At 46.6% G+C, this 24,782-nt stretch carries 22 protein-coding genes and 1 pseudogene; 9 read left to right on the forward strand and 14 right to left on the reverse strand.

Annotation, left to right across the window (positions count from 1 at the left end; translation table 11 throughout):
* Position 1: 1 nt before the first annotated feature.
* Together SOHN41_RS17775 and SOHN41_RS17780 are read right to left on the reverse strand one after the other, a co-directional pair.
* On the reverse strand, positions 2-508 hold the full coding sequence (locus tag SOHN41_RS17775; protein WP_007651751.1) for a 2,4'-dihydroxyacetophenone dioxygenase family protein: 507 nt from the start codon (positions 506-508) through the stop codon (positions 2-4).
* A 46-nt stretch (positions 509-554) separates the two neighbouring features.
* Positions 555-1,316, reverse strand: coding sequence for an SDR family NAD(P)-dependent oxidoreductase (locus SOHN41_RS17780; protein ID WP_007651752.1), 762 nt, complete (start codon positions 1,314-1,316; stop codon positions 555-557).
* A 137-nt stretch (positions 1,317-1,453) separates the two neighbouring features.
* Here SOHN41_RS17780 and SOHN41_RS17785 point away from each other — a divergent pair, with 137 nt between their 5' ends.
* The gene (locus SOHN41_RS17785; protein WP_007651754.1) at positions 1,454-2,452 is read left to right on the forward strand and encodes an AraC family transcriptional regulator; all 999 of its coding nucleotides are present in this window, start codon (positions 1,454-1,456) and stop codon (positions 2,450-2,452) included.
* A gap of 345 nt (positions 2,453-2,797) precedes the next feature.
* Here the strand turns inward: SOHN41_RS17785 and typA are convergent, their stop codons facing one another.
* Positions 2,798-4,609 (reverse strand): translational GTPase TypA, encoded by a 1,812-nt coding sequence (typA, locus tag SOHN41_RS17790; RefSeq protein ID WP_007651755.1) that lies wholly within the window; start codon positions 4,607-4,609, stop codon positions 2,798-2,800.
* A 703-nt stretch (positions 4,610-5,312) separates the two neighbouring features.
* Here typA and glnA point away from each other — a divergent pair.
* The gene (gene glnA / locus SOHN41_RS17795) at positions 5,313-6,722 is read left to right on the forward strand and encodes a glutamate--ammonia ligase (RefSeq protein WP_007651759.1); all 1,410 of its coding nucleotides are present in this window, start codon (positions 5,313-5,315) and stop codon (positions 6,720-6,722) included.
* Positions 6,723-6,900: 178 nt separating this feature from the next.
* On the opposite strand, the gene SOHN41_RS17800 is transcribed toward glnA, so the two are convergent.
* Complete coding sequence (locus SOHN41_RS17800) at positions 6,901-7,869, reverse strand: DUF4382 domain-containing protein (protein WP_007651760.1); 969 nt, start codon at positions 7,867-7,869, stop codon at positions 6,901-6,903.
* Positions 7,870-8,484: 615 nt separating this feature from the next.
* Positions 8,485-8,958 carry a DUF1203 domain-containing protein gene (locus SOHN41_RS17805; protein WP_007651762.1) on the reverse strand — a complete coding sequence of 158 codons (474 nt, stop codon included), beginning with the start codon at positions 8,956-8,958 and terminating at the stop codon, positions 8,485-8,487.
* Between the two features lie 299 nt (positions 8,959-9,257).
* Here SOHN41_RS17805 and SOHN41_RS17810 point away from each other — a divergent pair, with 299 nt between their 5' ends.
* Positions 9,258-10,454, forward strand: coding sequence for a dicarboxylate/amino acid:cation symporter (locus tag SOHN41_RS17810; protein ID WP_007651764.1), 1,197 nt, complete (start codon positions 9,258-9,260; stop codon positions 10,452-10,454).
* 57 nt (positions 10,455-10,511) lie between these two features.
* On the opposite strand, the pseudogene SOHN41_RS17815 reads toward SOHN41_RS17810, so the two are convergent.
* A pseudogene (locus tag SOHN41_RS17815) lies at positions 10,512-11,632 on the reverse strand (aminotransferase class V-fold PLP-dependent enzyme).
* A gap of 4 nt (positions 11,633-11,636) precedes the next feature.
* The gene (locus tag SOHN41_RS17820) at positions 11,637-12,815 is read right to left on the reverse strand and encodes a PrnB family protein (protein ID WP_007651767.1); all 1,179 of its coding nucleotides are present in this window, start codon (positions 12,813-12,815) and stop codon (positions 11,637-11,639) included.
* 278 nt (positions 12,816-13,093) lie between these two features.
* Here SOHN41_RS17820 and SOHN41_RS17825 point away from each other — a divergent pair, with 278 nt between their 5' ends.
* Complete coding sequence (locus SOHN41_RS17825; RefSeq protein WP_037459626.1) at positions 13,094-14,437, forward strand: anaerobic C4-dicarboxylate transporter; 1,344 nt, start codon at positions 13,094-13,096, stop codon at positions 14,435-14,437.
* Positions 14,438-14,491: 54 nt separating this feature from the next.
* On the opposite strand, the gene SOHN41_RS17830 is transcribed toward SOHN41_RS17825, so the two are convergent.
* The gene (locus tag SOHN41_RS17830) at positions 14,492-15,103 is read right to left on the reverse strand and encodes a TetR/AcrR family transcriptional regulator (RefSeq protein ID WP_007651769.1); all 612 of its coding nucleotides are present in this window, start codon (positions 15,101-15,103) and stop codon (positions 14,492-14,494) included.
* A gap of 151 nt (positions 15,104-15,254) precedes the next feature.
* Here SOHN41_RS17830 and SOHN41_RS17835 point away from each other — a divergent pair, with 151 nt between their 5' ends.
* The 3 genes from SOHN41_RS17835 to SOHN41_RS17845 all read left to right on the forward strand — a co-directional run bounded on the left by SOHN41_RS17835 (position 15,255) and on the right by SOHN41_RS17845 (position 17,650).
* Positions 15,255-16,325, forward strand: a complete 1,071-nt coding sequence (locus SOHN41_RS17835) for an MBL fold metallo-hydrolase (protein ID WP_007651771.1) — start codon at positions 15,255-15,257, stop codon at positions 16,323-16,325.
* Between the two features lie 212 nt (positions 16,326-16,537).
* A complete protein-coding gene (locus tag SOHN41_RS17840) occupies positions 16,538-17,107 on the forward strand; it encodes a hypothetical protein (RefSeq protein ID WP_007651772.1) in 570 nt (189 codons plus the stop codon).
* 30 nt (positions 17,108-17,137) lie between these two features.
* On the forward strand, positions 17,138-17,650 hold the full coding sequence (locus tag SOHN41_RS17845; protein ID WP_007651774.1) for a M23 family metallopeptidase: 513 nt from the start codon (positions 17,138-17,140) through the stop codon (positions 17,648-17,650).
* Between the two features lie 33 nt (positions 17,651-17,683).
* Here SOHN41_RS17845 and SOHN41_RS17850 read toward each other — a convergent pair whose 3' ends face one another.
* Positions 17,684-17,875, reverse strand: coding sequence for a DUF2986 domain-containing protein (locus tag SOHN41_RS17850; protein WP_007651775.1), 192 nt, complete (start codon positions 17,873-17,875; stop codon positions 17,684-17,686).
* A 344-nt stretch (positions 17,876-18,219) separates the two neighbouring features.
* On the opposite strand from SOHN41_RS17850, the gene SOHN41_RS17855 reads away from it, so the two are divergent.
* Complete coding sequence (locus tag SOHN41_RS17855; protein ID WP_007651777.1) at positions 18,220-20,388, forward strand: TonB-dependent receptor; 2,169 nt, start codon at positions 18,220-18,222, stop codon at positions 20,386-20,388.
* Positions 20,389-20,458: 70 nt separating this feature from the next.
* Here the strand turns inward: SOHN41_RS17855 and SOHN41_RS19930 are convergent, their stop codons facing one another.
* The gene (locus SOHN41_RS19930) at positions 20,459-20,626 is read right to left on the reverse strand and encodes a YqaE/Pmp3 family membrane protein (RefSeq protein ID WP_006079767.1); all 168 of its coding nucleotides are present in this window, start codon (positions 20,624-20,626) and stop codon (positions 20,459-20,461) included.
* Between the two features lie 297 nt (positions 20,627-20,923).
* On the opposite strand from SOHN41_RS19930, the gene SOHN41_RS17870 reads away from it, so the two are divergent.
* Positions 20,924-21,127, forward strand: coding sequence for a hypothetical protein (locus SOHN41_RS17870; RefSeq protein WP_037459595.1), 204 nt, complete (start codon positions 20,924-20,926; stop codon positions 21,125-21,127).
* A gap of 4 nt (positions 21,128-21,131) precedes the next feature.
* Here SOHN41_RS17870 and SOHN41_RS17875 read toward each other — a convergent pair whose 3' ends face one another.
* Genes SOHN41_RS17875 through SOHN41_RS17890 form a run of 4 tightly spaced genes read right to left on the reverse strand, consistent with a single transcriptional unit; the run spans position 21,132 to position 24,420 of the window.
* Positions 21,132-21,818 carry a TIGR01621 family pseudouridine synthase gene (locus SOHN41_RS17875; RefSeq protein ID WP_007651782.1) on the reverse strand — a complete coding sequence of 229 codons (687 nt, stop codon included), beginning with the start codon at positions 21,816-21,818 and terminating at the stop codon, positions 21,132-21,134.
* A gap of 26 nt (positions 21,819-21,844) precedes the next feature.
* A complete protein-coding gene (locus tag SOHN41_RS17880; protein WP_007651785.1) occupies positions 21,845-23,122 on the reverse strand; it encodes a sensor histidine kinase in 1,278 nt (425 codons plus the stop codon).
* Positions 23,123-23,171: 49 nt separating this feature from the next.
* Positions 23,172-23,849: a response regulator transcription factor gene (locus SOHN41_RS17885; protein WP_007651787.1), complete on the reverse strand. Its 678-nt coding sequence runs from the start codon at positions 23,847-23,849 to the stop codon at positions 23,172-23,174.
* A 49-nt stretch (positions 23,850-23,898) separates the two neighbouring features.
* Positions 23,899-24,420, reverse strand: a complete 522-nt coding sequence (locus tag SOHN41_RS17890) for a hypothetical protein (protein WP_037459598.1) — start codon at positions 24,418-24,420, stop codon at positions 23,899-23,901.
* Positions 24,421-24,782: the final 362 nt, after the last annotated feature.

Here is a 24,782-nt window from a genome sequence, read left to right on the forward strand (position 1 = left end):
CTTATTCAGCATCGCTCATACGCGCTAACGCACCAGGCTTGATGTAACGAGGTTTAATCCCCTGCGCCTTTGCCGCCGCTAACAGGGCTTGCTCAATCCAGCCTGAATCCATAATAAACATTAAGTTACCATCGGTATCAAAGTTAATGTTTGCCCCAGTAATCACCATCACCCCATCGGCACCTTCGGAATCCGCAGGGCAATGGAAAGTGTGGATAGAACCGCCTGGCTCATACAAATAACTGCCCGCTGTTTGGGGCTGGTCTGGGTATTCAACATAGTTCCAGCGACCCGCTAGAGTATAGAAATGCACCACACCCGTGTGGAAGTGCTTAGGTAAGGTGATGCCCGGCTTAAACTTAGCACGGATCACCCAAATGCCGTTTTCAGGGTCTAAAAATAATGGATACACATCGACGCCCGGCAGCGCATTTTTGATGACCTGTTCTTCATTGGTATTGAGGGTTAATAAAAAGTCTTGATGATTAATCACTTCTGGTAGAGCCATGTTTGCATTCCTCATTGTTGTTATTGTGTTGTGGGTCGAACGACCACTACCCCAGCAGTGGATATTTAAAATTTTCAAAGCCGTCGGAGGCATTTACAGTGCAGCCATTGATGCAATTGGCCTCGTCACTGACGAGAAACGCCACCACATCGGCAATCTCATTCGGCTGCGTAAATTCCTGACGCATCTGTTCTTTTCGAATGTGCTCCCATAATCCCAGCGCCTCGTACTGGCGCAGCATAGGCGTATCGACGCGACCTGGAGCGACAGCGCAGACCCGCACACCAAGCGGCGCAAACTCAAGCGCTGCACACTTAGTCATCATATCGACGGCCGCCTTGCTGACATTGTAGGTAAAGGTCATTTCTGAGGCGATTTGCGCATAAACAGAAGAGGTATTTAAAATCACCCCCTGAGTGCCTTGGGCTTGAAATTGGCGTCCACCGGCGAGAATGCCGTGATACACCCCTTTTTGGTTCACATTGGTGACAGGTTCAAAATCACTTACGGGATCATGGTCTAACAGTGGCTTAGCCAAGCCAATACCGGCGTTATTGATCAGAATATCGAGCTGACCAAACTGCTTGGCCGCATGCTTGACCATAGCTTCAACTTGGCTGTAGTCGGTCACATCGACGCGAAAGGTCGAGAGTTTGTCGGCTGGAAAATCATTAAAAATCTTGAGCGCATCGGCTGACAGATCGGCAGCGACGACGCGAGCCCCTTCGGCGAGTAGTTTACGGATGATGGCTTGCCCTATGCCCCCGGCGGCCCCCGTCACCACGGCGATTTTATTCAGTAAACGCATAACGGCCCTCTTTTTATATTTATCAATTTATTATTAAGGTGTTGTTAATTTAGACGCTTTATTACACATCTTCTTGACTTTTTACGAGCCAAATTTGATATATTACGAGTCTTATAACAAAGTGAACTAAGCGTCCCATGTATCTAGTCCGAAGTGGTTCTGTCGCTCAATTTGAGCAATTAGTCCTAGAATTGGGGGAAAACCCCATCGAAATGATCCAGCAGGCAGGATTGCGTCAGGCGCAGTTTCGCGATCCCAACACCTATATCGCCTATCCACGCTTAGCCGAATTGTTGGAAATTGCCGCCCAGTGCTGTCAGCAACCCTTGTTTGGCTTAATGTTGGCGCAGCGGCAAACTTTGCATGTGCTCGGGGATCTACCTATGCTGGTTTCCCGCGCAGCCACTGTGGCCGAAGCGCTTGCTAGAGTGAACGACTATCTGTATCTGCACGCCTCAGGGGTGTCGTTGCAGTTACAACCACAGGGTGACATAGTGCGGCTTGCCCTATCGATCAATGTCCACAGCCCCAGAGGCATTGAACAACTGATGCAAATGAGCGTGGCGCAGTTGGCAATGTTTGTCTCAAACCTGCTCAATATGAATATCGGCACTATTCCTTTGTATTTGTGTCAAGGCAAACCCAGCGGGCCTGAGTCGCAACGCTTTGCCCACTTAGTGCGTTTTCGCGAACCCTTTGATGGTGTAATACTCAAAACTTCGCAATTATTGGGGCGTAACTATCACGATGAAGAAGCGCTAAATCGCCACCTTCAGTTACATCTGCAATATTTACAGAGCCGCTATCCAGACAACCTGGCAGACCAAGCCCGTGATTTAATTCATCGACTGCTTCCCACGGGGGAATGCTGTATCGAGCGGGTATCGACGGCGCTGGGTTTACACGAGCGAACCCTACAGACGCGGCTAAAAGCGACGGGGCAAAGCTATCGCTTACTGCTGCAGGATGTCAGGCAAAATATCGCCCAGCAGCAACTCAGTTATGGCACTCAAACCATCACCGAACTCGCACTGCAGCTCGGTTATGCCGAAGTCGCCGTCTTTAGTCGCCACTTCAAAACCTGGACAGGATTATCCCCCAAACAATGGCAACAGCAGTATCGCAAGGGACAATGAGAAGATTGAAGGCTGTGAGCTACAGCTAACTGACTAAAATCACTAGCATAATGTTAGGAAAACATATGTATAAATTTAAGGATTTTTGGGTCTGGTTTGGCCTGACTCTCGGCCCAGTTTTGATTGTGCTAGCGTGATTTAATTTGGGATATTTAGTTGCCGACGCAACCTATTCTTCCGCCATACCGACAGATAATCATTACCGAGAGTTTATTGTGTTGGTATCGAGAACAACAGAGTTCAGGCGCAAGGTTCAGGTGCATAGATAAACAAAAGCCCCGCTAAGTTGCCTTAGCGGGGCTTTATTATTCACTGTGTGGCTGTCATTGACGGCCACAACCACCATTAGCCGCGGCTAGCGCGCTTACGGTCGTTTTCAGTTAAGTGTTTCTTACGTACACGGATGCTCTTAGGCGTTACTTCGACTAATTCGTCATCATCGATAAACTCAAGCGCTTGCTCAAGCGTTAAGGTGATTGGCGTAGTCAGAACCTGAGCTTCGTCAGTACCAGAGGCACGCATGTTAGTCAGCTGCTTACCTTTCAAACAGTTTACTGTCAGATCGTTAGAGCGAGCATGAATACCCACTACTTGACCTTCATAAACTTCAGCAGCATGACCGATAAAGAGACGGCCGCGATCCTGTAGACCAAACAGTGCGAAGGTCAGGGCCTTACCCGTCGCGTTAGAGATCAATACGCCGTTAGCGCGTTGACCAATCTCGCCACCTTTATGTGGACCGTAGTGATCGAATGAGTGATAGATTAGACCCGTACCTGAAGTTGCAGTTAAGAACTCAGTTTGGAAGCCAATCAAACCACGGCTTGGGATAACAAAGTCAACGCGAACGCGGCCTTTACCATCAAGCTGCATATCTTTCATTTCAGCTTTACGGGTACCCAACTTCTCGATCACTGTGCCTTGATGCTCTTCTTCAACGTCAACGGTCAGTGTTTCGTAGGGTTCACACAGTTCACCGTCGATAGTCTTCAAAATAACTTCTGGACGAGAAACCGCTAATTCATAACCTTCACGACGCATATTTTCGATCAGGATAGATAAGTGTAATTCACCACGGCCAGATACCGCGAAACGGTCTGGACTGTCGGTTTCTTCAACACGCAGTGCCACGTTGTGCACTAATTCCTGTTGCAGACGCTCAAGAATGTTACGTGAAGTGACATACTTACCTTCTTTACCCGCAAAAGGTGAAGTGTTGACTTGGAAAGTCATGGTCAGAGTTGGCTCATCAACTGATAACGGTGGTAATGCTTCTACAGCGCCAGCAGCACACACAGTGTCAGAAATCTTCAACTCACCTAAACCCGTAATTGCAACGATATCGCCTGCGTTAGCAACCTCAACCTCAGTACGGTCAAGACCCATGTAACCTAATACTTGGCCCATTTTACCGTTACGCGTCTTACCATCGGCACCGATGATTGTGACTTGTTGGTTAGTTTTGATGCTACCACGGTTGATACGGCCCACACCGATAACACCTACATAGGAGTTGTAATCCAGTTGCGAAATTTGCATCTGGAATGGACCGTTGGCGTCAGCGTCTGGGAAAGAGACTTTTTCAACGATAGTTTGGAACAGTGGCGTCATATCTTCGCTGACGACATCTGGATCTAAAGTTGCGAAACCGTTTAGCGCTGAAGCGTAAACGATTGGGAAATCTAATTGCTCGTCGGTCGCACCTAAGTTGTCGAACAGGTCAAACACTTGGTCGATAACCCAATCAGGGCGCGCACCAGGACGGTCAATCTTGTTAATCACAACGATTGGTTTTAGGCCTTGGGCAAACGCTTTCTTGGTTACGAAGCGAGTCTGTGGCATTGGACCATCAACGGCATCAACCAGCAATAATACTGAGTCAACCATAGATAGAACACGTTCAACCTCACCACCGAAGTCGGCGTGGCCAGGGGTATCAACGATGTTGATACGGTAATCGTTCCACTTGATGGCAGTATTCTTTGCCAGAATCGTGATCCCACGTTCCTTCTCAAGATCGTTGGAGTCCATCACCCGCTCAGTAGCTTCTCCCCGGGTTGCAAGGGTTCCTGATTGCGACAGCAACTTGTCTACCAGGGTCGTTTTGCCATGGTCAACGTGTGCAATAATGGCGATGTTACGTAAATTCTCTAGCACGGATAAACCTCTTACCATCAAACAAAAATAGGGATATTACAATATTCGTTATAGCAATCTAGCTTGAGTCGCCATAAAAAAGCGTGCCATTCTACTCCAGAGCGGCCTTGGCGCACAGGATTATTTTTGAACACTTATAAAACAATCTGCTTTGACGCACTGTTAACGCACCAATAAGTCCCCCCTGACTATTTAATCACCGAACTAAAACCGCAATGAGATGAGATAGCTCAGTCAGGATTCGTGACCATAGCGTCTTAAATTCGCACTGTTTTATGACAGTATTAGCGCCAGAAACTTTTTCCTAAAAGATAAAAATTAACCACTCAAGGGCATTCCTTATGTGCTAGATTCATTGTGCTTTCTCTAAGCTGGCGGCTCTTATTGGTACAATTCGATGCCATAGAAGGTGGTCGCAGTTACAGAAGGGGATGAAATAAAAATCGGCACGAATCGGATTTTATGAACGGGTCGCAGCGCGCACCAAAATGGATTGTTGCACCAAAATGCAACAGACAAATGCACCATACAAGTGCATGCATGACATCAATTTAGTGCATTAAAGTTTATACTCATTAATTATCAATATCTTAAATTATTGGCATAAATATCGCTTTATAGCTTGCAAGTTTGGCCCAGGGAAATGCACTTGGGCTAAAAGATTATAAAAGGGGCATCCCTTTACCCTACCGGAGACTTGAGAATGTCAGTTGAATCAGTTTTAAAGCAACTTGAAGAATTAGAAGTTAAGTTTGTTGATTTACGTTTTACCGACACTAAAGGTAAAGAGCAGCACGTATCTATTCCTGCTCATCAGGTAGACGCAGATTTCTTCGAAGACGGCAAAATGTTTGACGGCTCGTCAATCGCTGGCTGGAAAGGCATTAACGAATCAGACATGGTACTGATGCCAGATCCAACCACGTTTGTATTAGATCCATTCACCGAAGAAACCACTGCACTGATCCGCTGTGACATTCTAGAGCCAGGCACCATGACGGGTTATGACCGTGACCCACGCTCTATCGCTAAGAAAGCAGAAGAATACCTACGTTCAACCGGTATTGCGGACACAGTATTGATTGGCCCAGAACCAGAATTCTTCCTATTTGACGATGTCCGTTTCGGTACTGACATGTCAGGTTGTTTCGTTAAGATCGACGCTAAAGAAGCGGCTTGGAACTCAGGCACTAGCTACGAAGGTGGTAACACAGGTCACCGTCCATTCGTTAAAGGTGGCTACTTCCCAGTTGCTCCCGTTGACTCATCACAGGACCTACGTAGCGCTATGTGTTTAGTGCTCGAAGAAATGGGCCAAGTCGTTGAAGCGCATCACCACGAAGTGGCGACTGCGGGTCAAAACGAAATTGCCACTCGCTTCAACACCCTGACTAAGAAAGCGGACGAAATCCAAATTCTGAAGTACGTAGTGCACAACATGGCACACGCTTACGGTAAGACAGCGACTTTCATGCCTAAACCCATCGTTGGCGACAATGGTAGCGGCATGCACGTTCACCAATCTCTGGCGAAGGATGGCGTTAACTTGTTCGCTGGCGACAAATACGCTGGTTTAAGTGAAACGGCTCTGTACTACATCGGCGGTATCATCAAGCACGCTCGCGCGCTGAACGCTTTCACTAACCCAAGCACTAACTCTTACAAGCGTTTAGTGCCACACTTTGAAGCGCCTGTTATGTTGGCCTACTCTGCCCGTAACCGCTCTGCATCAATCCGTATTCCAGTGGTACCAAGCCCTAAAGGCCGTCGTATCGAAGCGCGTTTCCCTGATCCACATGCGAACCCATACTTAGGTTTTGCTGCACTGCTGATGGCAGGTCTTGACGGTATTCAAAACAAGATCCACCCAGGCGAAGCGATGGACAAAGACTTGTATGATCTACCAGCGGAAGAAGCGGCTGAAATCCCACAAGTGGCCACTTCATTAGAAAACGCCCTTGAAAACCTGCAAGCTGACCATGAGTTCTTAACCCGTGGCGGTGTATTTAGTGAAGATTTCATCCAATCTTATATCGCACTGAAAACTGCGGAAGCTGAGCGTGTAAGCCGTACAACTCACCCATTAGAGTTTGAAATGTACTACAGCCTGTAATCTTTACTCGCAGATGAAAAAGCCCCGAATTATCGGGGCTTTTTTATACTTTGCGGGATATTTATTGTCATCGTTTCCACAGTGACTCGCTGTCCTTTAGTTCCATCAACTGTGTCCATAAGCTGGCGACACGACTTTATATAGAAGTACGAATACTGCAGCCACAGGTAATTGCCGACTAGCCGCGACCACCGTGCCCATTACCACATCGATGGGTCGTTTCTTGTCCCCCTTCCTCGATGGTAACTGAACCTGCATCCTTGAACAGGCTAAATTGACTCTGACTAATGTCGTCTTGAGCGGGGTCATCCAAATGACCTAGACAGGTATAGCCGACACGATAGTCCCCCACTGGCAGATATCCTATCGCAAAGGACCAGTCACCATTCCTATCTTGGTGGATCGGAGAAACGGCAACAGGTGAGAATTTTCCATCGGTTTTATCAGGGCTTATATCCCCCATCTGCTCAAGACTGGTGACATTATTTTGGTAAAGGTAAGCCATATGATAAAACTGACCGCTAGCAGGGGCTTTATCTGCGTTACTTATTTCGCAGTCGGCGATCCATTGTGGATCCATTTCGCCATTCAGGTGGCCCATATATCGATCATCGACCGAGTAGATCCCATTATGATTGAGTTGATATTGGCTATCACTAAAGTGCATTGATCGATAAAGATCGATCTCCATTGTAAGAGACAGATTGTCATGCTCATTGAGAACAAAATCGTGCAGCGGAAGGTGACCGTCTTCAACCATTAATGGTAATCGTCCATGGCCATTTTCAATCGCACAACCATCAGCCTCATCACCATTGACTAAAGTAAAGTGCACATCATGATAATGACCTACGGGTAGTTGCAAATCACTAATCACTTTACGACTTGCCATTCCCTGATAATCGAGTAAGTTAAATCTCTGATGGTCCATATCGTAGGTATAAACTTTGTTATGCTCATCGGTCATTACAAGTTGATCGAGTACCAGATCGACCTTGCTGATTTCACTCATCGGAGAGTCTGAAATTGCAATATTAACAGTACCGACTTTAGTGTCTGCAATGGGGTCGTTTGCACTATCTGAACCGCCACAAGCGCTAAGGAGTATTGTTGGTATTAGTAGTGGAAGTAGACTTATATGGCGCATCTTATTCACCTCTCATTTCCATTAACCGGAAGTTAACCAAACATTAACCAAATGTAGAGCGCATCTTACTTCCGATTACCGTCATTTTACTGGGGTGATATCACAAATTTTAATCAACTCCTGCTATTTTCTAATTTTCATCACTCATCTCTTTGTTGTGCCTCGTAAATTAAGCATTGCCTAATTAATTTCCTGTGCAATTAAATATATTGAATAGTTATTATAAAAAACTTATCACATTGATTTTATTATTTAGCTTAGTTTCAATGGCTGCCGCAATTACAACGCCCAAATAAGCCTCATAGCGACACTCTCTTTATAAACAAGAAAGTGCACTGTGAGCGACTCGGCTACAAAAATGATAATGGTGACCGATCTTAAGAAGGGGGCGCTGGACTTATCTGAGTGCTATAAAGGCGCAACATAAAAACCTCCTTGTTAAAGGCTTAAGCAAAGCTTAGTCGGAGGTTAACGACTGGGTGTCTAGGTTTCACTCGCCGTACAACTCACCCATTAGAGTTTGAAATGTACTACAGCTCGTAATCTTTACTCGCAAATAATCAAGCCCCGGATTGTCGGGGCTTGATTATTGATCAGACATTGCCACAGCTAGTCTTAAGCTCGGTACACGCTACAGCTAAAACAGCCAGGATTAGCATTGTGAATTTGAATATAGCTAACTTCACCATTTAAAAACTGCTGACGAACGGCATTTTCTAATCCAATACCCTGTAAAGTCTCGGCGTGCACCATAGCGTGGTTGTGATTATAAGCCCTGATGGAGAGTAATCTTGCAGTCAATATCTCTGGGATCTCATTCACACCCAACTCAGCTTGTTCGGCATTTTCTCGAATATAAATAGGGCCAGAAGCTCGATAAGGCGAATTAACATCATGATGTCTGAACGGTACTAATAGCACTCTCTCGCCGATCTCAGCTTCTTTCAAAGAAACCCGACAAGGGTAACCAGGTTTAGTATCGGCAATCACCCGTCTCGCATTGACCCGTTCTAGTGCTCGATCACTTAAGCCCATCAATTCAGAAAATAGATCTCGTTCTATCGCTTTTATTTTGAAGTTTGTGTTCATATTGATTACCCGTCGGTTAAAAATATGATGATAGACATTCGATAATACAGTACTCGCCGTTTTCGGAACTCTAACCTCAAAAATGACAATAAATGACCTCATTCTTGAAGCCTCTGAGATCATTTTTAACCTCGTCGACGCCGTAACTTAAAACTATTTAGTAGATTTAAGCCGTTTAATTACAATCAGTTCTTGCGCTATAGCACTCGACTCGCTAGCTTGAGAATGTCCATGCCGCACGATGAATTTTTATCACTTGGGCACATCTTATTCATAAAAATAACAATAGGCGTTTACCTATGTGGCAAAAGATAAAACCTTATAAAGATTCCATAGTGCTGCTGACCGCGTTATTACTCGGCGGCGTGCTCGGTGTCTGTTGGCCAGAAATGGCACTCAAGCTCAAACCGCTAGGGCAAATATTCCTCAATTTACTGTTTATGATTATCGTGCCCTTAGTCGCGATTAGTGTGACCTCCTCCATTGCCCGGATGACAGATTTAAAGAAACTCGGCGCCCTGTTAGTGTCAATCATGGCGGTATCGATAGTGATGGCGATTATTCCCGCGGTTGGGATTATTGGGCTCGCCTTATTCTTCGACCCTGCTCAAGGTGTCACCCTAGATCTTAAGCAAACCATAGGCGATACCACAGGGGCTATGGATTTTGTCGGCCTACTAACCACCAATGATTTTTCAGGTTTATTATCAAAATCGAATATCTTAGCCCTGATCATTATGTCAGTGATTACGGGTATCGCGATTGGTCAATCCGGGGAGGATGGCAGGAAAGTCTCGGCATTACTCGACAGCTTTAATACCGTCATCATGAAGATAGTATCAATCATTATGGTGGCGGCCCCCGTGGGGCTCGGCGCCTATTTTGCATCAACCATGGCGAGCCAAGATCCCCAGCTTGTCGTCACCTTTGCTCGCGCCGTTGGCCTATTTATGGCGGCCTGCTTTATCTATCTCACAGTCGGTTCCACCCTTTACGCTTGGCTTGGTGGTGGTGCACAGGGGGTGAAACAATTTTGGCGCTTCGCCCTCGAACCCGCGGTGACGGCACTGGGCACAACCTCCTCACTGGCCACCTTACCCGTCACCCTAAGAACCGCGCTAAAGATGGGTATTAGGCCCGAAATTGCCGATATCAGTCTGCCATTATTGGTTAATTTAAATAAGGGCGGCGCCTCGATTATTACGGCCTTAAAAATCGTATTTATCTACTCGCTCTTGGGGTTAGATTTCACCGTGGATGTGTTTATGGTGACCATTTTGATTTCGGTTTTGTCGGCCTTTATTATTGGTGGTGTACCGGGCGGCGCTTTCCTCGGGGAGATTTTTATCGTCACGACCTTAGGTTTACCTATGGAGACAATCCCCATTTTAGTGGTGATAGGGGCGATTACCGATGCGCCTTCGACCGTGATCAACGTAGTGCATGATCTCAACGCCTGCCAGATAGTCGAGCGGCTAAACCGTAAACGGCTTTAACGCTTTGTCTACTGATAACATGCCCAAACTAGGGTTTGGGCATTTTATCCTCATACATTATCGATTAGCTTTTATCACCGCCAGCAACTGTTGAATATCGGCCTTATCGTTATAGAGATGGGGCGATACTCGGATCCCTAGACTGCGGGCATCGACGCTGATGTTCGCCTTAGCAAGGGCGGCCATCACTTGCGCCTGCTGTTCGCCAAACTGCAATACCAAAGTACCGCTGCGCTTATCCGCTTCCCGGGGCGACACCAGCTCTTGATCTAACTCACCCACAATCAGATCAAGCAGTAACTGATTGCACTTGCGCAGTTGCTCTGAGCCTATATCGGCAAAGTAATGAATGCTATGGGCGGCAATGGCATAGGGCGCGATAGAAGGCGTCCCCCCCCAAAAGCGCAGCGCCGTTGGATGGTAACGAAAATCGTGGATATCGAACTCGAAGGGGTTTTCATGGCTAAACCAGCCCACATCCTTAGGCTGACAACTCTGTAAGATGTTGGGATTCACCCACAGATAGGCGGCGCCAGGACCAGCACAGAGCCATTTGACACTCGAGCCGATTAAGAAATCAGGCTGCAACTGGGCCAAATTTAGCGGAATAATTCCCGCCGATTGCGCCACATCCACCAAGCTTAAACAACCTCGCTCCCGTGCCAGCGTGAAAATCTGTGCCAGTGGCGCCTGTTGCCCAGTGTTGGAATAGGCATGGCTGACAAACACTAGGTCCACATCAGCACTCATATGGCTGTCCCACACATTCGGCTCGGTAATATCTAACCCCTTAGGAATAAAACGCACCTCGCAACTGCTTGGCAACGCTTTTTTAAGGGCAAATCCCATGCTCGGAAAATCTTGCTCACTCATCAATACAACCGCGTGTTCACGGTTTAATCTATCGAGGGACATGACTATCTTGGTCAGCGCACTCGAGAGATTGACCTGAGGGCAAAAATCCTTTTGTTGGCCATTAAACAGTTTAGAGAGGGCAAAGGTAAAATCATCAATCACCGCCAACCATTGGCCCCAAGGTTCGCGCCCAGAGTCCTGCCAAGGAGCAAAAAAGCCTCCTTAAATACTTGTTCTGTCGATTTAAGCGGCCGGCCAACGGAGTGATTCAACAGATACCCTGGGCCTGCAAGGCAAAAATCCTTTTTAAAATCGCTAAACATCGTATTACCTCAAACTCTCTTTGAGTTTTTTAAGATCATCGTATCGAGTGCGGATATCAGCACGCTGGGCGGCAGCGCGTCTATCACGCAATTTTTCCAGAGAGGCTAGCAACACATGCAACGGCGGGCCACTCGCGGTCACTTTGGCTAAATGCTGCTGCTCCATGCTTGTGGATGGCTCGGCAATATATTTAGTCACTAACTCATTATGGTGCTGAATCGCTGTCTCGCCATGTAATTCACAGACTTCGATAAAGAGTTTTAGATTAGCTTGATACCATTCTAGGCTCGAGTGGCCCATTGACTGTAAAAAATCATCCATCAAATTAGGTCGACGCATACATTCCCGCAGGATCTGCTGATCCTCCGGCATCATGTATAAAAACTTATCCACTAGCATCTGCGAATAAGCCGATTCGTTGGCAAAACATAAGCCTAGGGTGAGATCGATAACATTAATACCCGCAAAGTCGCCCGCATTGGCGCCACGGTAAACCACAGAGCCAACCCGATAGGGTTTATAGTATGGTCGCACACAATAAAAGAAGCGTTCAGTATCTAACCGATTGAATAACTGTGTGTTTGAATCGATAACATCCTGCAATGCTTGCTTGGCGACCCGTAATAAATCATGGCTTATGGGGTGAGAAATGCCTAGGGGTTGAATTTTTAACAAGGCATCTGCGGCACGTTTATAGGCCAAGATCCCCTTAGTGTTGTAATCCACAAACAGTTTTTCATCGGGTAAATCGGTAAAACGCTTATAAATGCCATTATGGGCGCGGTTATGGGTTGTCAGATGTGCAGTGGCAAAGCGCGGAGTGACCCCAATTGAGGCACCGATGTGCATCGCAAGTGCCGATGCTTCTACGAGTGGCGAGGTGGTTTCCCGTGAGGGTTCGGTAATTTCATGGCGTCGGCAGGCGGCCATATAGAGCCCGACATTACCGAGTAAATCGAAGGCACTATCGAAACCTTCATCGGTATTACCTTCATCGAGCAAGGTTTTTATCAGTTCTCGCCCTTCACATTCGAGCCTCTGTTTCGCTTCGTCGCCGATATTGAGCACATTGGCTCGATCCGTCTGTTGATAATAAAGCCGTTCAAGCTCGGAGTTTAGCTCGACAAAGCGAGTGCGGATCCACTCATCGAAGGCTTGCGTATTAAAGGTTGCAGGTTTCACTAAGGCATCCTTGGTTGTTGTTATCATTATTTTGATAGGTGCACGTGCTAAGGGACGCAATTCATGCCGATCACAGGCTTATTTATCAGGTCCTAGTTAACAAGAATGCTACTTATTTCACTGTGATTCTAGCGTTAGGTCAAATTTGTGAAAAATCTAATGCCACTTTTTATTTACACCTTGCGCCAGCGCAAATTATCCAGCCCCATCCCCAAGCAAAATACTCGCAAACGGTTTTCAAAATATCCACAGTGGCAAGCTATACAGAGGTAATTCAAATGATTTTGATGGAATTCATGGTGGTCCTAGGCTGCTTACTGCTAGGAACCCGCTACGGCGGTATGGGACTTGGGCTTATCAGCGGTATCGGCTTATTTTTACTCACCTTTGTATTTGGTTTAGCACCGGGGCAACCTCCAGTCCAAGTGATGCTGACCATACTCGCCGTAATTGGTTGTGCCGCCGTATTGCAGACCGCAGGAGGCCTAAATGTGATGATGCAATTTGCCGAGCGTTTACTGCGCCGTCACCCACAATATATTACGATTCTGGCGCCCTTAACGACTTGGACATTGACCTTTCTCTGCGGCACTGGCCATGTGGTCTATACCATGTTCCCTATTATTTCCGATATCGCACTGAAGAAAAATATTCGCCCAGAACGACCGATGGCAGTTGCCTCTGTGGCATCCCAAATGGCCATTTGTGCTTCACCGGTTTCAGTGGCTGTGGTTTCCATGGTGTCCATACTCGCAGCGCAGCAAGGGGTTGGTCACGCCTATACCATGCTGGAAATCCTAATGGTCTCGGTCCCCGCTTCACTTGGCGGTGTACTGACGGCGGCCCTTTGGAGCCTGCGCCGTGGCAAAGATCTAGATAAAGATGAGGAGTTCCAAGAATGTATTAAGGATCCAATACAAAGAGCCTTTATCTATGACAAGAGCGAAACCCTACTCAACCAGAGCTTCCCTAAGGAGGCCTATTGGGCCACGGGGATATTTTTCACCGCCATTGCCGCCGTGGTGCTATTAGGCTCCTTTAGCGAGTTACGTCCCGCCTTTGAAGTTAAAGGTAAAAATACGCTCCTATCGATGAACTTAGTGATCCAGATGATGATGCTGATTGCCGGTGCATTTATCTTAATGAGCTGTAAAGTGAAGCCAGCCGAAATTGCCAATGGCCCAGTATTTAAAGCGGGCATGGTGGCCATTTTCTCCGTCTTTGGTGTGGCTTGGATGAGTGATACTTACTTTATTAGCCATATGGATGTACTGAAGGAAAACCTGTCACATGTTGTGCAAAATCAACCTTGGACCTATGCACTCGTACTGTTTTTAATTTCTAAACTGGTCAATAGCCAAGCGGCGGCGTTAACGGCTATTGCGCCTATGGGGCTTGCCTTAGGTGTCGATCCAAAACTCTTGATCGCCTTCCTCCCCGCAAGCTATGGCTACTTTGTACTGCCGACCTACCCCAGCGATTTAGCCTGTATTGGTTTTGACCGTTCAGGTACGACTAAAATAGGTAAATTCATCATTAACCACAGCTTTATCATGCCAGGCTTGATTGGTGTTGGTACGGCATCGACCCTAGGTTATTTGCTGGCGACAACCTTACTCTAGCAGTCACTTAGCAGATAAAAGGCCGAATATTCGGCCTTTTATCTTTCAGTTGAATTAAGCCCGATACATGGCTAAAAACATCTTAATATTCGCGTCGATAATGGCTTGCTGATGATCATCGTGATTTTTCATATGGAATAATTTTGGCCAGAAGGCAAATGCCTTAAACATGCCCCAAAACTGAGTTGAGGCAATAGCAATATCCTCTATTTTTAGAGCTTTATGTGCCACAGCCCCGGCAAGCCAAGCCTCAAGCCCCCCCTCTTGCTTGGCCAACTTTTCCATGGCTTCGGTCGCTTGGCTAGGTGAACGAATAAATTCAGCCATCACCACCCGCGCCACATCGAGAAACTCTGGCTGCTGATATAAGGTCCAGCATCGGCGGGCGATTTGCTGTAATTGCTCTTCGAGACTGAGATCGGGATTAAAGGCTAAGGTTGCAGCCTCTTTAGTGCGGGACCATAACTCTGAGGTTGTGGTATCAAACAAGACTTCCTTGCTCGGAAAGTGATTATAAACCGTTCGCTTAGAGACATTTGCACGCTGGGCAATTCTATCCATGCTAGCGCCAACAAAACCATTGACCATGAATTCCTCCCGCGAAGCGCTGAGGATTGCCACACGCTTTTGTTGCGAATTCGTCAATTTTGCGGGTTTGTCCGTCATATTCTTTACGCCATAACATGATTTGCCGACATTTTACACTATCCAGTTTACTTTTGCACAATCGCATGTAAACTACACTGTGTAGTTTACATTAGCAGATCCAATACGACTTAAAGCCATCTTAACCTTACTGCTACTCGGGAGCTTTGCCATGGCCATTTATACAGACACTCATATAAACGCCCAGACTAAGGGTAAACGCTTTCGAAACGAAGCGCCAAACATGCGCAGTGGTGAAGGTAATTTACCCGCTATTTTATGGCGTTACCTCGCTGAGCGCATTCCAGATAAACGCCCGAGCATCGCCTTACCCATTCGTAAAATGCGACTTAATCCCACTGCGGATGGGACACCTATGCTATATAAAATCAGCCACTCAACCCTGTTATTACAACTCAATGGCCAGTATTGGTTAACCGATCCGGTATTTTCAAAACGCGCGTCACCGAGTCAAGTGTTTGGTCCGAAGCGATTCCACAAATTACCCATTGAACTCGATGAGATCCCTGCACTGGCGGGTATTATCCTGTCCCACGATCATTACGATCACTTAGATAAATCCAGTATTTTGGCCCTAACCGAGCGCACCCAAATGTTTATCGTCCCGCTAGGGGTTGATAACCATTTGATTGAATGGGGAGTTCCTGCAAATAAGATCATTGCACTCGATTGGTGGCAAGAAACCCATCTGGGTGGCATACGCTTTATCGCCACCCCAGCGCAGCACTTCTCTGGTCGAGGTCTTAGGGATAAAAACCACACTTTATGGGCATCTTGGGTCATTCAATCGCCGGAGGTGAACGTGTTTTTCAGCGGTGACTCAGGTTATTTTGATGGCTTTAAAAAGATTGGTGATAGGTTCGGCCCCTTCGATTTAACCTTAATCGAGACTGGCGCCTATGATGAAATGTGGGCGGATATCCACATGCAACCAGAGCAGTCACTGCGAGCCCATTTAGATCTGAAGGGGCGCCACCTTATCCCAATACATAACAGCAGTTTTGATCTTGCGCTCCACCCTTGGTACGAACCACTAGAGCGAATTGCTGCGGCGACAAAAGCCTATGGGGTGCCGCTACTGACACCCGAGTTTGGTCAAGGTATCCGGCTGAACGAATTGGCCCACAGTCCGGCACTGAATCACGGGTGGTGGAAAAGCCATTTACCTAAGAATAGGCCCGAATTTGAGATCGTTGTACCGCATATGGTCACAGATAAATAATCACTTACCAATAAGATAGGCCCAGCGATGGGCCATATCTGCATACTTAAACAAGCCCCCTAACTATGCAACATCGCAGGATAAACGGGTCTCTAATTCGGAGCTGCGCTTTAGAACACAACGAAAGTAGTAACCTGTATCAATTTCTGCCCTATGCCTAGACGCTTCTATTCTTCAGGACATAAAATATTCAGCCCCGAGTAAGAGAGATAATGTCAGTGTTAGCTTGGTTTAAACAACGGCTCCAGCGCCCAGAGCAACAAGCCGAATTGCATACCGCATTCCCTCAAGCCTTGATGCCCAACCTCAGCTTGCCGGACAGGCAAGTCTATCCGCCCGTATTGCCTATGGCCAAGGCAAATATTTTTGGCTATCAAATGCATTGTTTACTCACCTATGAAGGCAAAGAGGCACTAGACAGGTTATTGCGCGAGTCGGGCTTTAAGATCTTGCCCGCGTTGACAGAGCATTTTAGCGGGCTTATCGAACACTCAACCAATGAGACCAGTTTGATTTTGAGTCAATATATTGATTTTTATGGTGTTTGTATAAATTTAGTAACCAATGACAATGCCTTGATCATGGCGTTAGTGAACTTCAAATCCACACCACCCAATCCATGGGAAAGCTTTCCCGATATCGATCCCGATACTTTAGGTAGCCTGCAGGGTAATATCGATTTTTGGTGCAATTATTTTTGGCGACCCTATTGGTTGTCACTATCGGACACCGAGCGCCTGCAGTATCCCGAAAATTGGCGAGAGTTTAGTGATTACCACTAATAGCAACCAATTAACTTTAAAGGAATAAATATGCGACTAAGACGCCTTGGCATAACCATGCTGCTGATCCTCCTCGGCGGTTGTCTTATTCCTGAAACACCGCTGATCCCTGTTAAGGGGGCCAGCAGCAAAGACTGGAACAGCCAAACCTTTTGGTATGAGCCATGGGGTGCATCGGGCGTGCATAAAGGAATAGATATTTTTGCCCCCAAAAATACCGCCGTCATTGCCCCCACGCCCATGCTGGTTATTTATCGAGGCGACTTCTTTCAGGGAGGTAAGGTCGTGGTTGGCCTTGGCCCTAAATGGCAGATCCACTATTTTGCCCATTTGGCGAACATTGCGCCCGATACGGGGTTGATTGCAACAAAGGGAGATACCATTGGCGCTGTAGGTGATACGGGGAATGCTCAAGGCAAACCGGCGCATTTGCACTATTCGATTTTAAGTTTATTGCCTAAACCTTGGCTGATAGATGCTTCGACTCAGGGTTATAAAAAAGCCGTGTATCAAAACCCTATCGAGTATTTAAAAGCACAATAAAATGATATGACACTGACTTACGAGCAATCTTTGTCAATGAGTTAATCTAGGTACGTCAAGCAGAGGCGTAGTTTCCGGTGGCGTAATGTCTGTTTGAATGGCAGTCGCTAGGGCTTCTCTTTCAGCCTTGGCAATATATTTGGGTTTATTATTGGTTCGCAGCTTGGCATTAGCTTTCTTCGCCTTGCTTTTTAGAGTTTGATTGATCTTCTTTTTACGGTTCATAGGAGTACCAAATAGCCGTCCACCTCAACACCAAACATATATAACGCTCGGGGTCGGCTTATTGGCTGTAGCTGACTGTGATTGGGCTGAGATAATAGCTGATATAGCGTTAGGGGTTAATCCTCAATTTAAATACACCTATCACTGCAAGATAAATCACAACTTCTAAATATTGTCACCTTACTAAGCAATTCCACCGATGAGACGGCTAGACAATCGAGATGTACTCCCTTAGAATTCATCGATTAATAAAAATCGTTATCATTTGCAATGCTATTTAACGGAATGTGCTGATGCCAAGGAATTCGGTGTAACACACTTACTCGACCTATGCAGGAAGTTATATGACGTTTAAAACCTCGTTTGTTGCCCTAGCCGTGTTCGCGGCACTGACTCAATCTGCAGCGGCACAGGATACCCCTGATAGTAACAACAGAAATAAAGAAATCGAAAAAATCACTGTCACCGCGAGCCGTATGGATAAGTCTCCAAGCTCGATTCCGAATACTGTCACTATCATCGACCGAGTGCAGCTAGAAGAGCAGTTTCGCACTACTAAGGATTTATCCACCATTATCGGTAATTTAGCGCCGAGTTTTTCACCAAGCCGTCAGAAGATGAGCAACACGGGTGAAACCCTGCGCGGCCGTCCACCACTGATAATGATCGATGGTGTACCACAATCGAACCCACTGCGTAGCGGTGGCCGCTCGGGTCAGACTATCGACCCTGCCATGATAGAACGGATTGAAATCATTCATGGCGCCAATGCGATGCACGGTTTAGGTGCCCAAGGCGGGATCATCAACTACATCACGAAAAAGCCATCTGGTGATAACGAACACCAAGTGAGTTTCGATGTCACAGTGCCGGATTCGCTCGAGTCTAATGGTGTGAGCTTTGGTGCAAGTTATGCGTTTTCCGGTGAATCTGAATTTATCGACATGCTAGGCTCCGTCAGCTACCGCAATAATGGGGTTTATTATGATGCAAACCACGATGTTATTGGCGTCGATACGACTCAAGGCGAGTCAATGGATAGCCAAAGTACTGACTTCTTTATCAAACTTGGCCACAACTTTGCTGAATCACGCCTAGAGCTAATGGTCAACCATTACAATATGGACAACCATGGCGATTGGATGCCCGTGAAAGGCGATATCACCAATGGTACACCAACGGGGTCCGTGGAAGAAAAACAACCCTGGGAGGCCGCCAATAACCAAGTCACTACCTCTAGTTTGACCTACAGCCACGAAAATATTGCAGGCCAACAACTGAACGTACAACTGTTTAATCAGGACTTCCAAGCCGTATATGGTGGTGGTTGTAACAAGACCTTCTTCGATCCTGCGTTTGCCAATGACGACCAACTCGTTCAATGTGAGGGCCCTAAGGGTGAAAACTGGTACTACGAGCAATCCCGCAACGCTTCGGTCAAATGGGGTTTAAAAACCTCGCTGATTGCCAATAATATTGCCGATACTGGTATCGATGCTGCCTATGGGCTCGATCTGTTCCGTGATACGACTGAGCAAGATCTCGTGCAAACGGGTCTTTCATGGGTACCCGAAAGCACCTATGACAACTTCGCACCATACTTACAGTTAGATTATGATTTAATTACCGATTTAACCCTATCAACCGGTGTGCGTTACGAACACGCTAAACTCAATGTTGATGACTATAAAACCCTTTACGGTGCAGGCAATAAGCAAATTGAAGGGGGAGAAGTGAGTTTTGACGAGACCCTATTCAATATCGGCGTATCCTACAAAATCACCCCAGATATCCGCCTTTACACTAGCTTTAACCAAGGCTTTGGCATGCCGGACATTGGCCGTATTCTACGCGATGGTAATAGCTTCCCCGGTGAGAATCCCAGCATAGAAGACTCCCTATCCCTCGCTCCTATTGTGACGGATAACGTTGAATTTGGTGCCGATTATCAAGGTAAGTACTTGAGTGCTAAGATTGCCTACTATCGCTCAGCCACAGATTATGGTTCACGCTTAGCCTTAAACAGTGACGGATTTTACGATGTGAAACGGGAAAAGAGTGTCATCGACGGTATAGAGGCCAATATTACCGCTTACCTGACCAGCAACGATGATTTGGGTATGAATATCGCCATCCAGCGGGGTGAATACGATTCTAACGGTGACAACAAAACAGATACAGATCTGGATGGTGCAAACATTTCACCAAATCGTATCAACCTGTTCTGGACCCATAATTTCGATAATGAAATGTCAACCCGTGTCCAAGCTAACTACTTCATGGATCGTGATTTTGAAGACGCCACGGGGGACAAATACGCCGAGTTTGAGGGCTACACGACCGTCGATGCGTCCTTCGCTATGCCACTCTATACTGGCACCCTAAGCCTAGGCATACAAAACCTGTTTAATAAGGATTATTTCAACTATTACTCACAAACCATGGGTACAAATGATCGTTATTTCAAAGGGATGGGGCGTACTGCAACCATAGGTTACAGCATACCATTTTAAGTAGAGGGGAATTGGCAGCCAAAAAAGCGCATTAATTTGCGCTTTTTTCACTCTGGCTGATAAATCAAAATTATGCTTTGGTCACCACCCAAAGTGCATGTAACAAACCAGGGAACCAGAAGAGTAAACATAAGACTATGTTTATTAATAAATCTTTACCTGCACCCGCCTTTAAAAATACCGCAACTGGGGGGAGTAGAATCGCAATGATAACTAAGAGTAATTTATTTGTATCCATAACCGAGCATCCTTAAACGGGGACTATTAGCAAATCAACAGGATATAACTTCGCAGGAAGACCCTAGATTTGCAAATACTTTAGGGTATGTTGGCATTTCAAGATGAGTTTGTAAGATGATCCATCATGTCAATCTCAACCGCGAATTCAAAACCTACGCACAGAAGCTACGAATTATTCTTCTGATTTTATTGAGATTTCTCATGTTGCACTGGGATACACAGTATCTCTTTTGGCTCCAACACAGTAAAAAATTTGATATCGCCGCCCTCGCAATCACTGCGGCATTGATGTGACTTGCCCCCTGACGTCAACTCGGAGCGAGTCCTCACCAGCTTATTCTCCGCCAATGTGCCCTCTCCTTTTTACAATGGCTGCCAACCTGATCAGCGACTCACTCAAGCCAATCGGGCCATGGACCATGCTAAATCGGCGGGACGTGACCGTATCAACCAAATCAGCCAAATCAGCCAAATCAGCCAAATCAGCCTCATTGGATAGATTATTATCTATCGGGCCAATCTAAAGCATTGGGCTCTCGCCACGCCTCGAGCGCCGTTGTCACAGGCTCACTGCTAAATAGTGCCCCCTGTGAAGGCATATCGAGATAGGCGTAATCCCGCTGTACACCAATGGCGTCACAATAGCTAAAATGCAGACTATAGGCGTGCAGATAACAACGATCTGCACTCGCACCGCCATAGAGGTCGTCACCCAAAATTGGCACACCTAAACTTGCTAAGGCGACCCTCAACTGATGGGTTTTACCTGAATGAGGTTTAAGTAAATAGAGGCGTAATCCATCGCCCACACTTTGGGAAAAGAACTGAGTAATCGCTGGATTCTCTTTGGTTCGCAGCAACTTAAACATACTACGCCGCGACTTTGCCATATCGCCAATCACCCAGCCCTGTTTCTTCTTGGGCTTACCTTTGGCTAAGGCAAGGTAGAATTTTTGCACTTTATGGGCGGTGAATAGCCCGGTAAATTGCTGCGCAGCGGCTGTGCTCTTAGCCAAAATCAACAGACCTGAGGTCGGTGTATCGAGTCGATGCACGGCAAAAAGCTTAATCCCTAGATCTTGCTCAAGCTGCGCCACAACACCCGCAGTGCCATCCTGACTGTGAAAATGCACTTGGGCTGATTTAGAAATAACGAGAAAATCAGCCTCATCGGCTATGATTCGATACATGCAGTTTCCTATGCTTTTAAAACTGACTAAGCCCTAAACTTAATAGTGACAATTAAGCCAGTATGCTGATCGCTAAGGACATTATCCGAAAGCGTAATTTGCGCATTGTGCCGCGAGAGAATCGCTTTGACCATAGATAATCCCAATCCCGTACCTTGAAGATGGCGACTAGGATCGAGCCGCACTAAGCGTTCGAACACTCTCTCCTTACTCTCATCGGGAATACCTGGGCCATTATCGCAAATCTGGACTTGTGAGCCAGACTGAATGATATCGATCCGGGCACCCGGCCCAGAATACTTCATCGCATTATCAACAAGATTATATAAAGCTTGGAATAGTAAGTATTTATCGCCATGAACAATATGATCGCTGAGCAGTGACAGGCTCAACGTTTGTCCATTGGACTCCGCGACGGCATCGGCCATTTCCAATAGATCGGTGCAGAGTTGAGCCAAACTCAACTCCTGTAGATCTAAGGTTTGCTGCCCCTCCTCAATTCGAGTCAGGGATAACATGGCATCGAAGGTTGCCAAACAGTGGTCTAGCTCCTCGGTCAAGATCGCGCAGTCTTCACTGACCTCATCAGTCGATTTCGAGGCCAACCGCTCGAGGCCAATGCGGATATGGGATAGCGGTGTACGTAAATCATGGGCAATATTGTCGGTCGCGCCGCGCACCGCCATTAGGTTATTTTCGAGGATATCCAGCACCTTATTAAACTGCAGAGCCAACATATCGAATTCATCCTGACGCCAACTTAGGGGTAAACGCGTATTGTAGTGGCCACGCTCAATTTGCTCGCTCAAACGGTTGTACTGCACTAACCTGCGTAAAATCGCCTTAGAAAACAAATAGCCCAGTGCCAAGGTCAAGATAATCGTCAACATCACGGCAGTTGCTGCGGCACTGATAAACTTATCGATCAATGTCGCTAAGTTGTCGGTACGGGTGGCAATGAGTACTGGGCCGTAACGTGTCATCACTAGGCCACCCGTCAGAATATGCAGCTTATCTGGACCACCGGTTAAGATGGGGAAATCCCGAGTCTGTGGCAACATAGGCATGTCTTCGGGCATAAAGCTCAGGGCGCCGACCATATCATAACTATTGCGCCAAGCGATCAGGGCGGTTTGGGGATCGGCTGCCCGGATCTGGGCGGCAAAACTGCGACGATCAACCGTGCGAGCGAGGTGTTGATAGCGTTGAGTTTCTGACTCAAGATATTGAGTCACTTGATATTGTTGTTCGATGATCAGTTGGCGGTATAGAACAAATAGCAAAGCGCCTATGATCACAGTCACTAAGGTAGAAAATACAATCGTGATGCGCCAGGCGCTACTCTGGTAAGGCTTAATGCCTTTGTCGTAAGCGATAACCCGCCCCCCTCACGGTTTCAATGAGTTCACCGTGGCCTAGCTCTTCAAACTTTCGGCGTAATTTGGCGATATGCACATCGATCACATTGGTGCGAGGATCGAAGTGATAATCCCATACCGCCTCAAATAATAAGGTACGGCTAATCACTTGATTCGCGTGTTCCATCAGATATTTAAGTAGCTGAAATTCCTTTGGCTGCAACATAAGATCCTGCCCATCTAAGGTGACGTTGCGCGTCAGCAACTCCATCCTTAAGCTGCCAACGGCTAAATCTGTCGTGACTGGGGCCGATTGGCCACGTTGCATTAATTTTTCGGCGCGCACCAATAACTCGGAGAAGGCAAATGGTTTAGTCATATAGTCATCCCCACCGGCACGCAATCCCTTCACCCGCTCATCCACATGGGCCAATGCCGATAAAATTAGCACGGGAGTCTGATCCCCCGTTGCCCTCAAGGCGGCAAGCAGTTTTAACCCGTCGAGTTGTGGCAGCATACGGTCAAGGATCAGCAAATCGTATTGAGTGCTTGTAGCCTGCAACAGCCCTTGATGACCGTCGCTGGCGGTTTCAATATTATGCCCCTGCTCGAGAAACCCTTTGACGATGTAGTCAATCGTTGTCGCATCATCTTCAACTAAAAGTATTTTCATTTATACGCTGCGCTCCTCAATCTTCACTTAGTCCTTGGCTCTACAAGCTTCAATCCCACTTGAGTAAAGGTAGCTGCCGTAAATTTTCCACATCGAATGCTAATTTGTATTTGCCGGTATCATCCAACAACTTAAGCTCTAAGTAACTGATACCTAAATCATGATCTAATTTTGCATCGGTTAAAAAGCCATTATGATCCTTAGTCGCCATCGCAATAAGGCTTGAAAATGTTTGGTGTTTAGCCGTAATGAGTCGCGTTGCCTCGACTTCACTTAGCTCATCCGCTGTCACTTTAGCCGCCTTTTGTTTTAATAACTTACCATCGCGGGCACGGTATTCGAACCGAGTGATAACATTGGCTAAAGGATTAATTAACTCAAGCTTGTAGACTAATTCGCCCTCTTGCATTTCCATTTCAAACTCGGTAATCACCCCTTGAAAGTCCTTTTCAACCTGCTGCATAACACTCAGCGGTGGCCGATAATCCCCACCGGCTAACATCGAATACAGGCTCTGGGCAGCGGATGCAATTCCTGATACCAAAATGAGTCCTAGCAACCATAGTCTCATGGCTCCTCCATATAAATCAGCTAAGTTTGTATCTTATGAGACAATCAGTTAGATGTCGATGGGACCTATTGTCCCTGTGCGCGATTCCGAGCCAATCCCCCGAAATCTACCACTGGATATAGAATCACACTGCGTTAGCCTTAACTCAGGTTTAGCCATAAAGGGATCGAAAATCCCCTTTCAACATCACCTAAGTTATTAGCTTTTAAGCCAAACACTCAATCATTTTGTGGCTAATGTGTTAAGTCTACCTAATACCAGCTGAAACACCGATGGAAACAAGATTAAGCTTTGATCATCTGCGGATTTTGAAGCATGACATTTTCAGTGAAAATCCATAATTTAGCCATTTAAAATCAAGG

Origin of the sequence: Shewanella sp. HN-41 (genome assembly GCF_000217915.1) — a bacterium.
Lineage (GTDB): Bacteria > Pseudomonadota > Gammaproteobacteria > Enterobacterales > Shewanellaceae > Shewanella.

Bases quoted from the DNA above. Each gene is read 5' to 3' on its own strand.
- SOHN41_RS17775 (WP_007651751.1), bottom strand. From the start codon at position 508: ATGGCTCTACCAGAAGTGATTAATCATCAAGACTTTTTATTAACCCTC.
- SOHN41_RS17780 (WP_007651752.1), bottom strand. From the start codon at position 1,316: ATGCGTTTACTGAATAAAATCGCCGTGGTGACGGGGGCCGCCGGGGGC.
- SOHN41_RS17785 (WP_007651754.1), top strand. From the start codon at position 1,454: ATGTATCTAGTCCGAAGTGGTTCTGTCGCTCAATTTGAGCAATTAGTC.
- glnA (WP_007651759.1), top strand. From the start codon at position 5,313: ATGTCAGTTGAATCAGTTTTAAAGCAACTTGAAGAATTAGAAGTTAAG.
- SOHN41_RS17800 (WP_007651760.1), bottom strand. From the start codon at position 7,869: ATGCGCCATATAAGTCTACTTCCACTACTAATACCAACAATACTCCTT.
- SOHN41_RS17805 (WP_007651762.1), bottom strand. From the start codon at position 8,958: ATGAACACAAACTTCAAAATAAAAGCGATAGAACGAGATCTATTTTCT.
- SOHN41_RS17810 (WP_007651764.1), top strand. From the start codon at position 9,258: ATGTGGCAAAAGATAAAACCTTATAAAGATTCCATAGTGCTGCTGACC.
- SOHN41_RS17825 (WP_037459626.1), top strand. From the start codon at position 13,094: ATGATTTTGATGGAATTCATGGTGGTCCTAGGCTGCTTACTGCTAGGA.
- SOHN41_RS17830 (WP_007651769.1), bottom strand. From the start codon at position 15,103: ATGACGGACAAACCCGCAAAATTGACGAATTCGCAACAAAAGCGTGTG.
- SOHN41_RS17835 (WP_007651771.1), top strand. From the start codon at position 15,255: ATGGCCATTTATACAGACACTCATATAAACGCCCAGACTAAGGGTAAA.
- SOHN41_RS17840 (WP_007651772.1), top strand. From the start codon at position 16,538: ATGTCAGTGTTAGCTTGGTTTAAACAACGGCTCCAGCGCCCAGAGCAA.
- SOHN41_RS17845 (WP_007651774.1), top strand. From the start codon at position 17,138: ATGCGACTAAGACGCCTTGGCATAACCATGCTGCTGATCCTCCTCGGC.
- SOHN41_RS17850 (WP_007651775.1), bottom strand. From the start codon at position 17,875: ATGAACCGTAAAAAGAAGATCAATCAAACTCTAAAAAGCAAGGCGAAG.
- SOHN41_RS17855 (WP_007651777.1), top strand. From the start codon at position 18,220: ATGACGTTTAAAACCTCGTTTGTTGCCCTAGCCGTGTTCGCGGCACTG.
- SOHN41_RS19930 (WP_006079767.1), bottom strand. From the start codon at position 20,626: ATGGATACAAATAAATTACTCTTAGTTATCATTGCGATTCTACTCCCC.
- SOHN41_RS17875 (WP_007651782.1), bottom strand. From the start codon at position 21,818: ATGTATCGAATCATAGCCGATGAGGCTGATTTTCTCGTTATTTCTAAA.
- SOHN41_RS17885 (WP_007651787.1), bottom strand. From the start codon at position 23,849: ATGAAAATACTTTTAGTTGAAGATGATGCGACAACGATTGACTACATC.
- SOHN41_RS17890 (WP_037459598.1), bottom strand. From the start codon at position 24,420: ATGAGACTATGGTTGCTAGGACTCATTTTGGTATCAGGAATTGCATCC.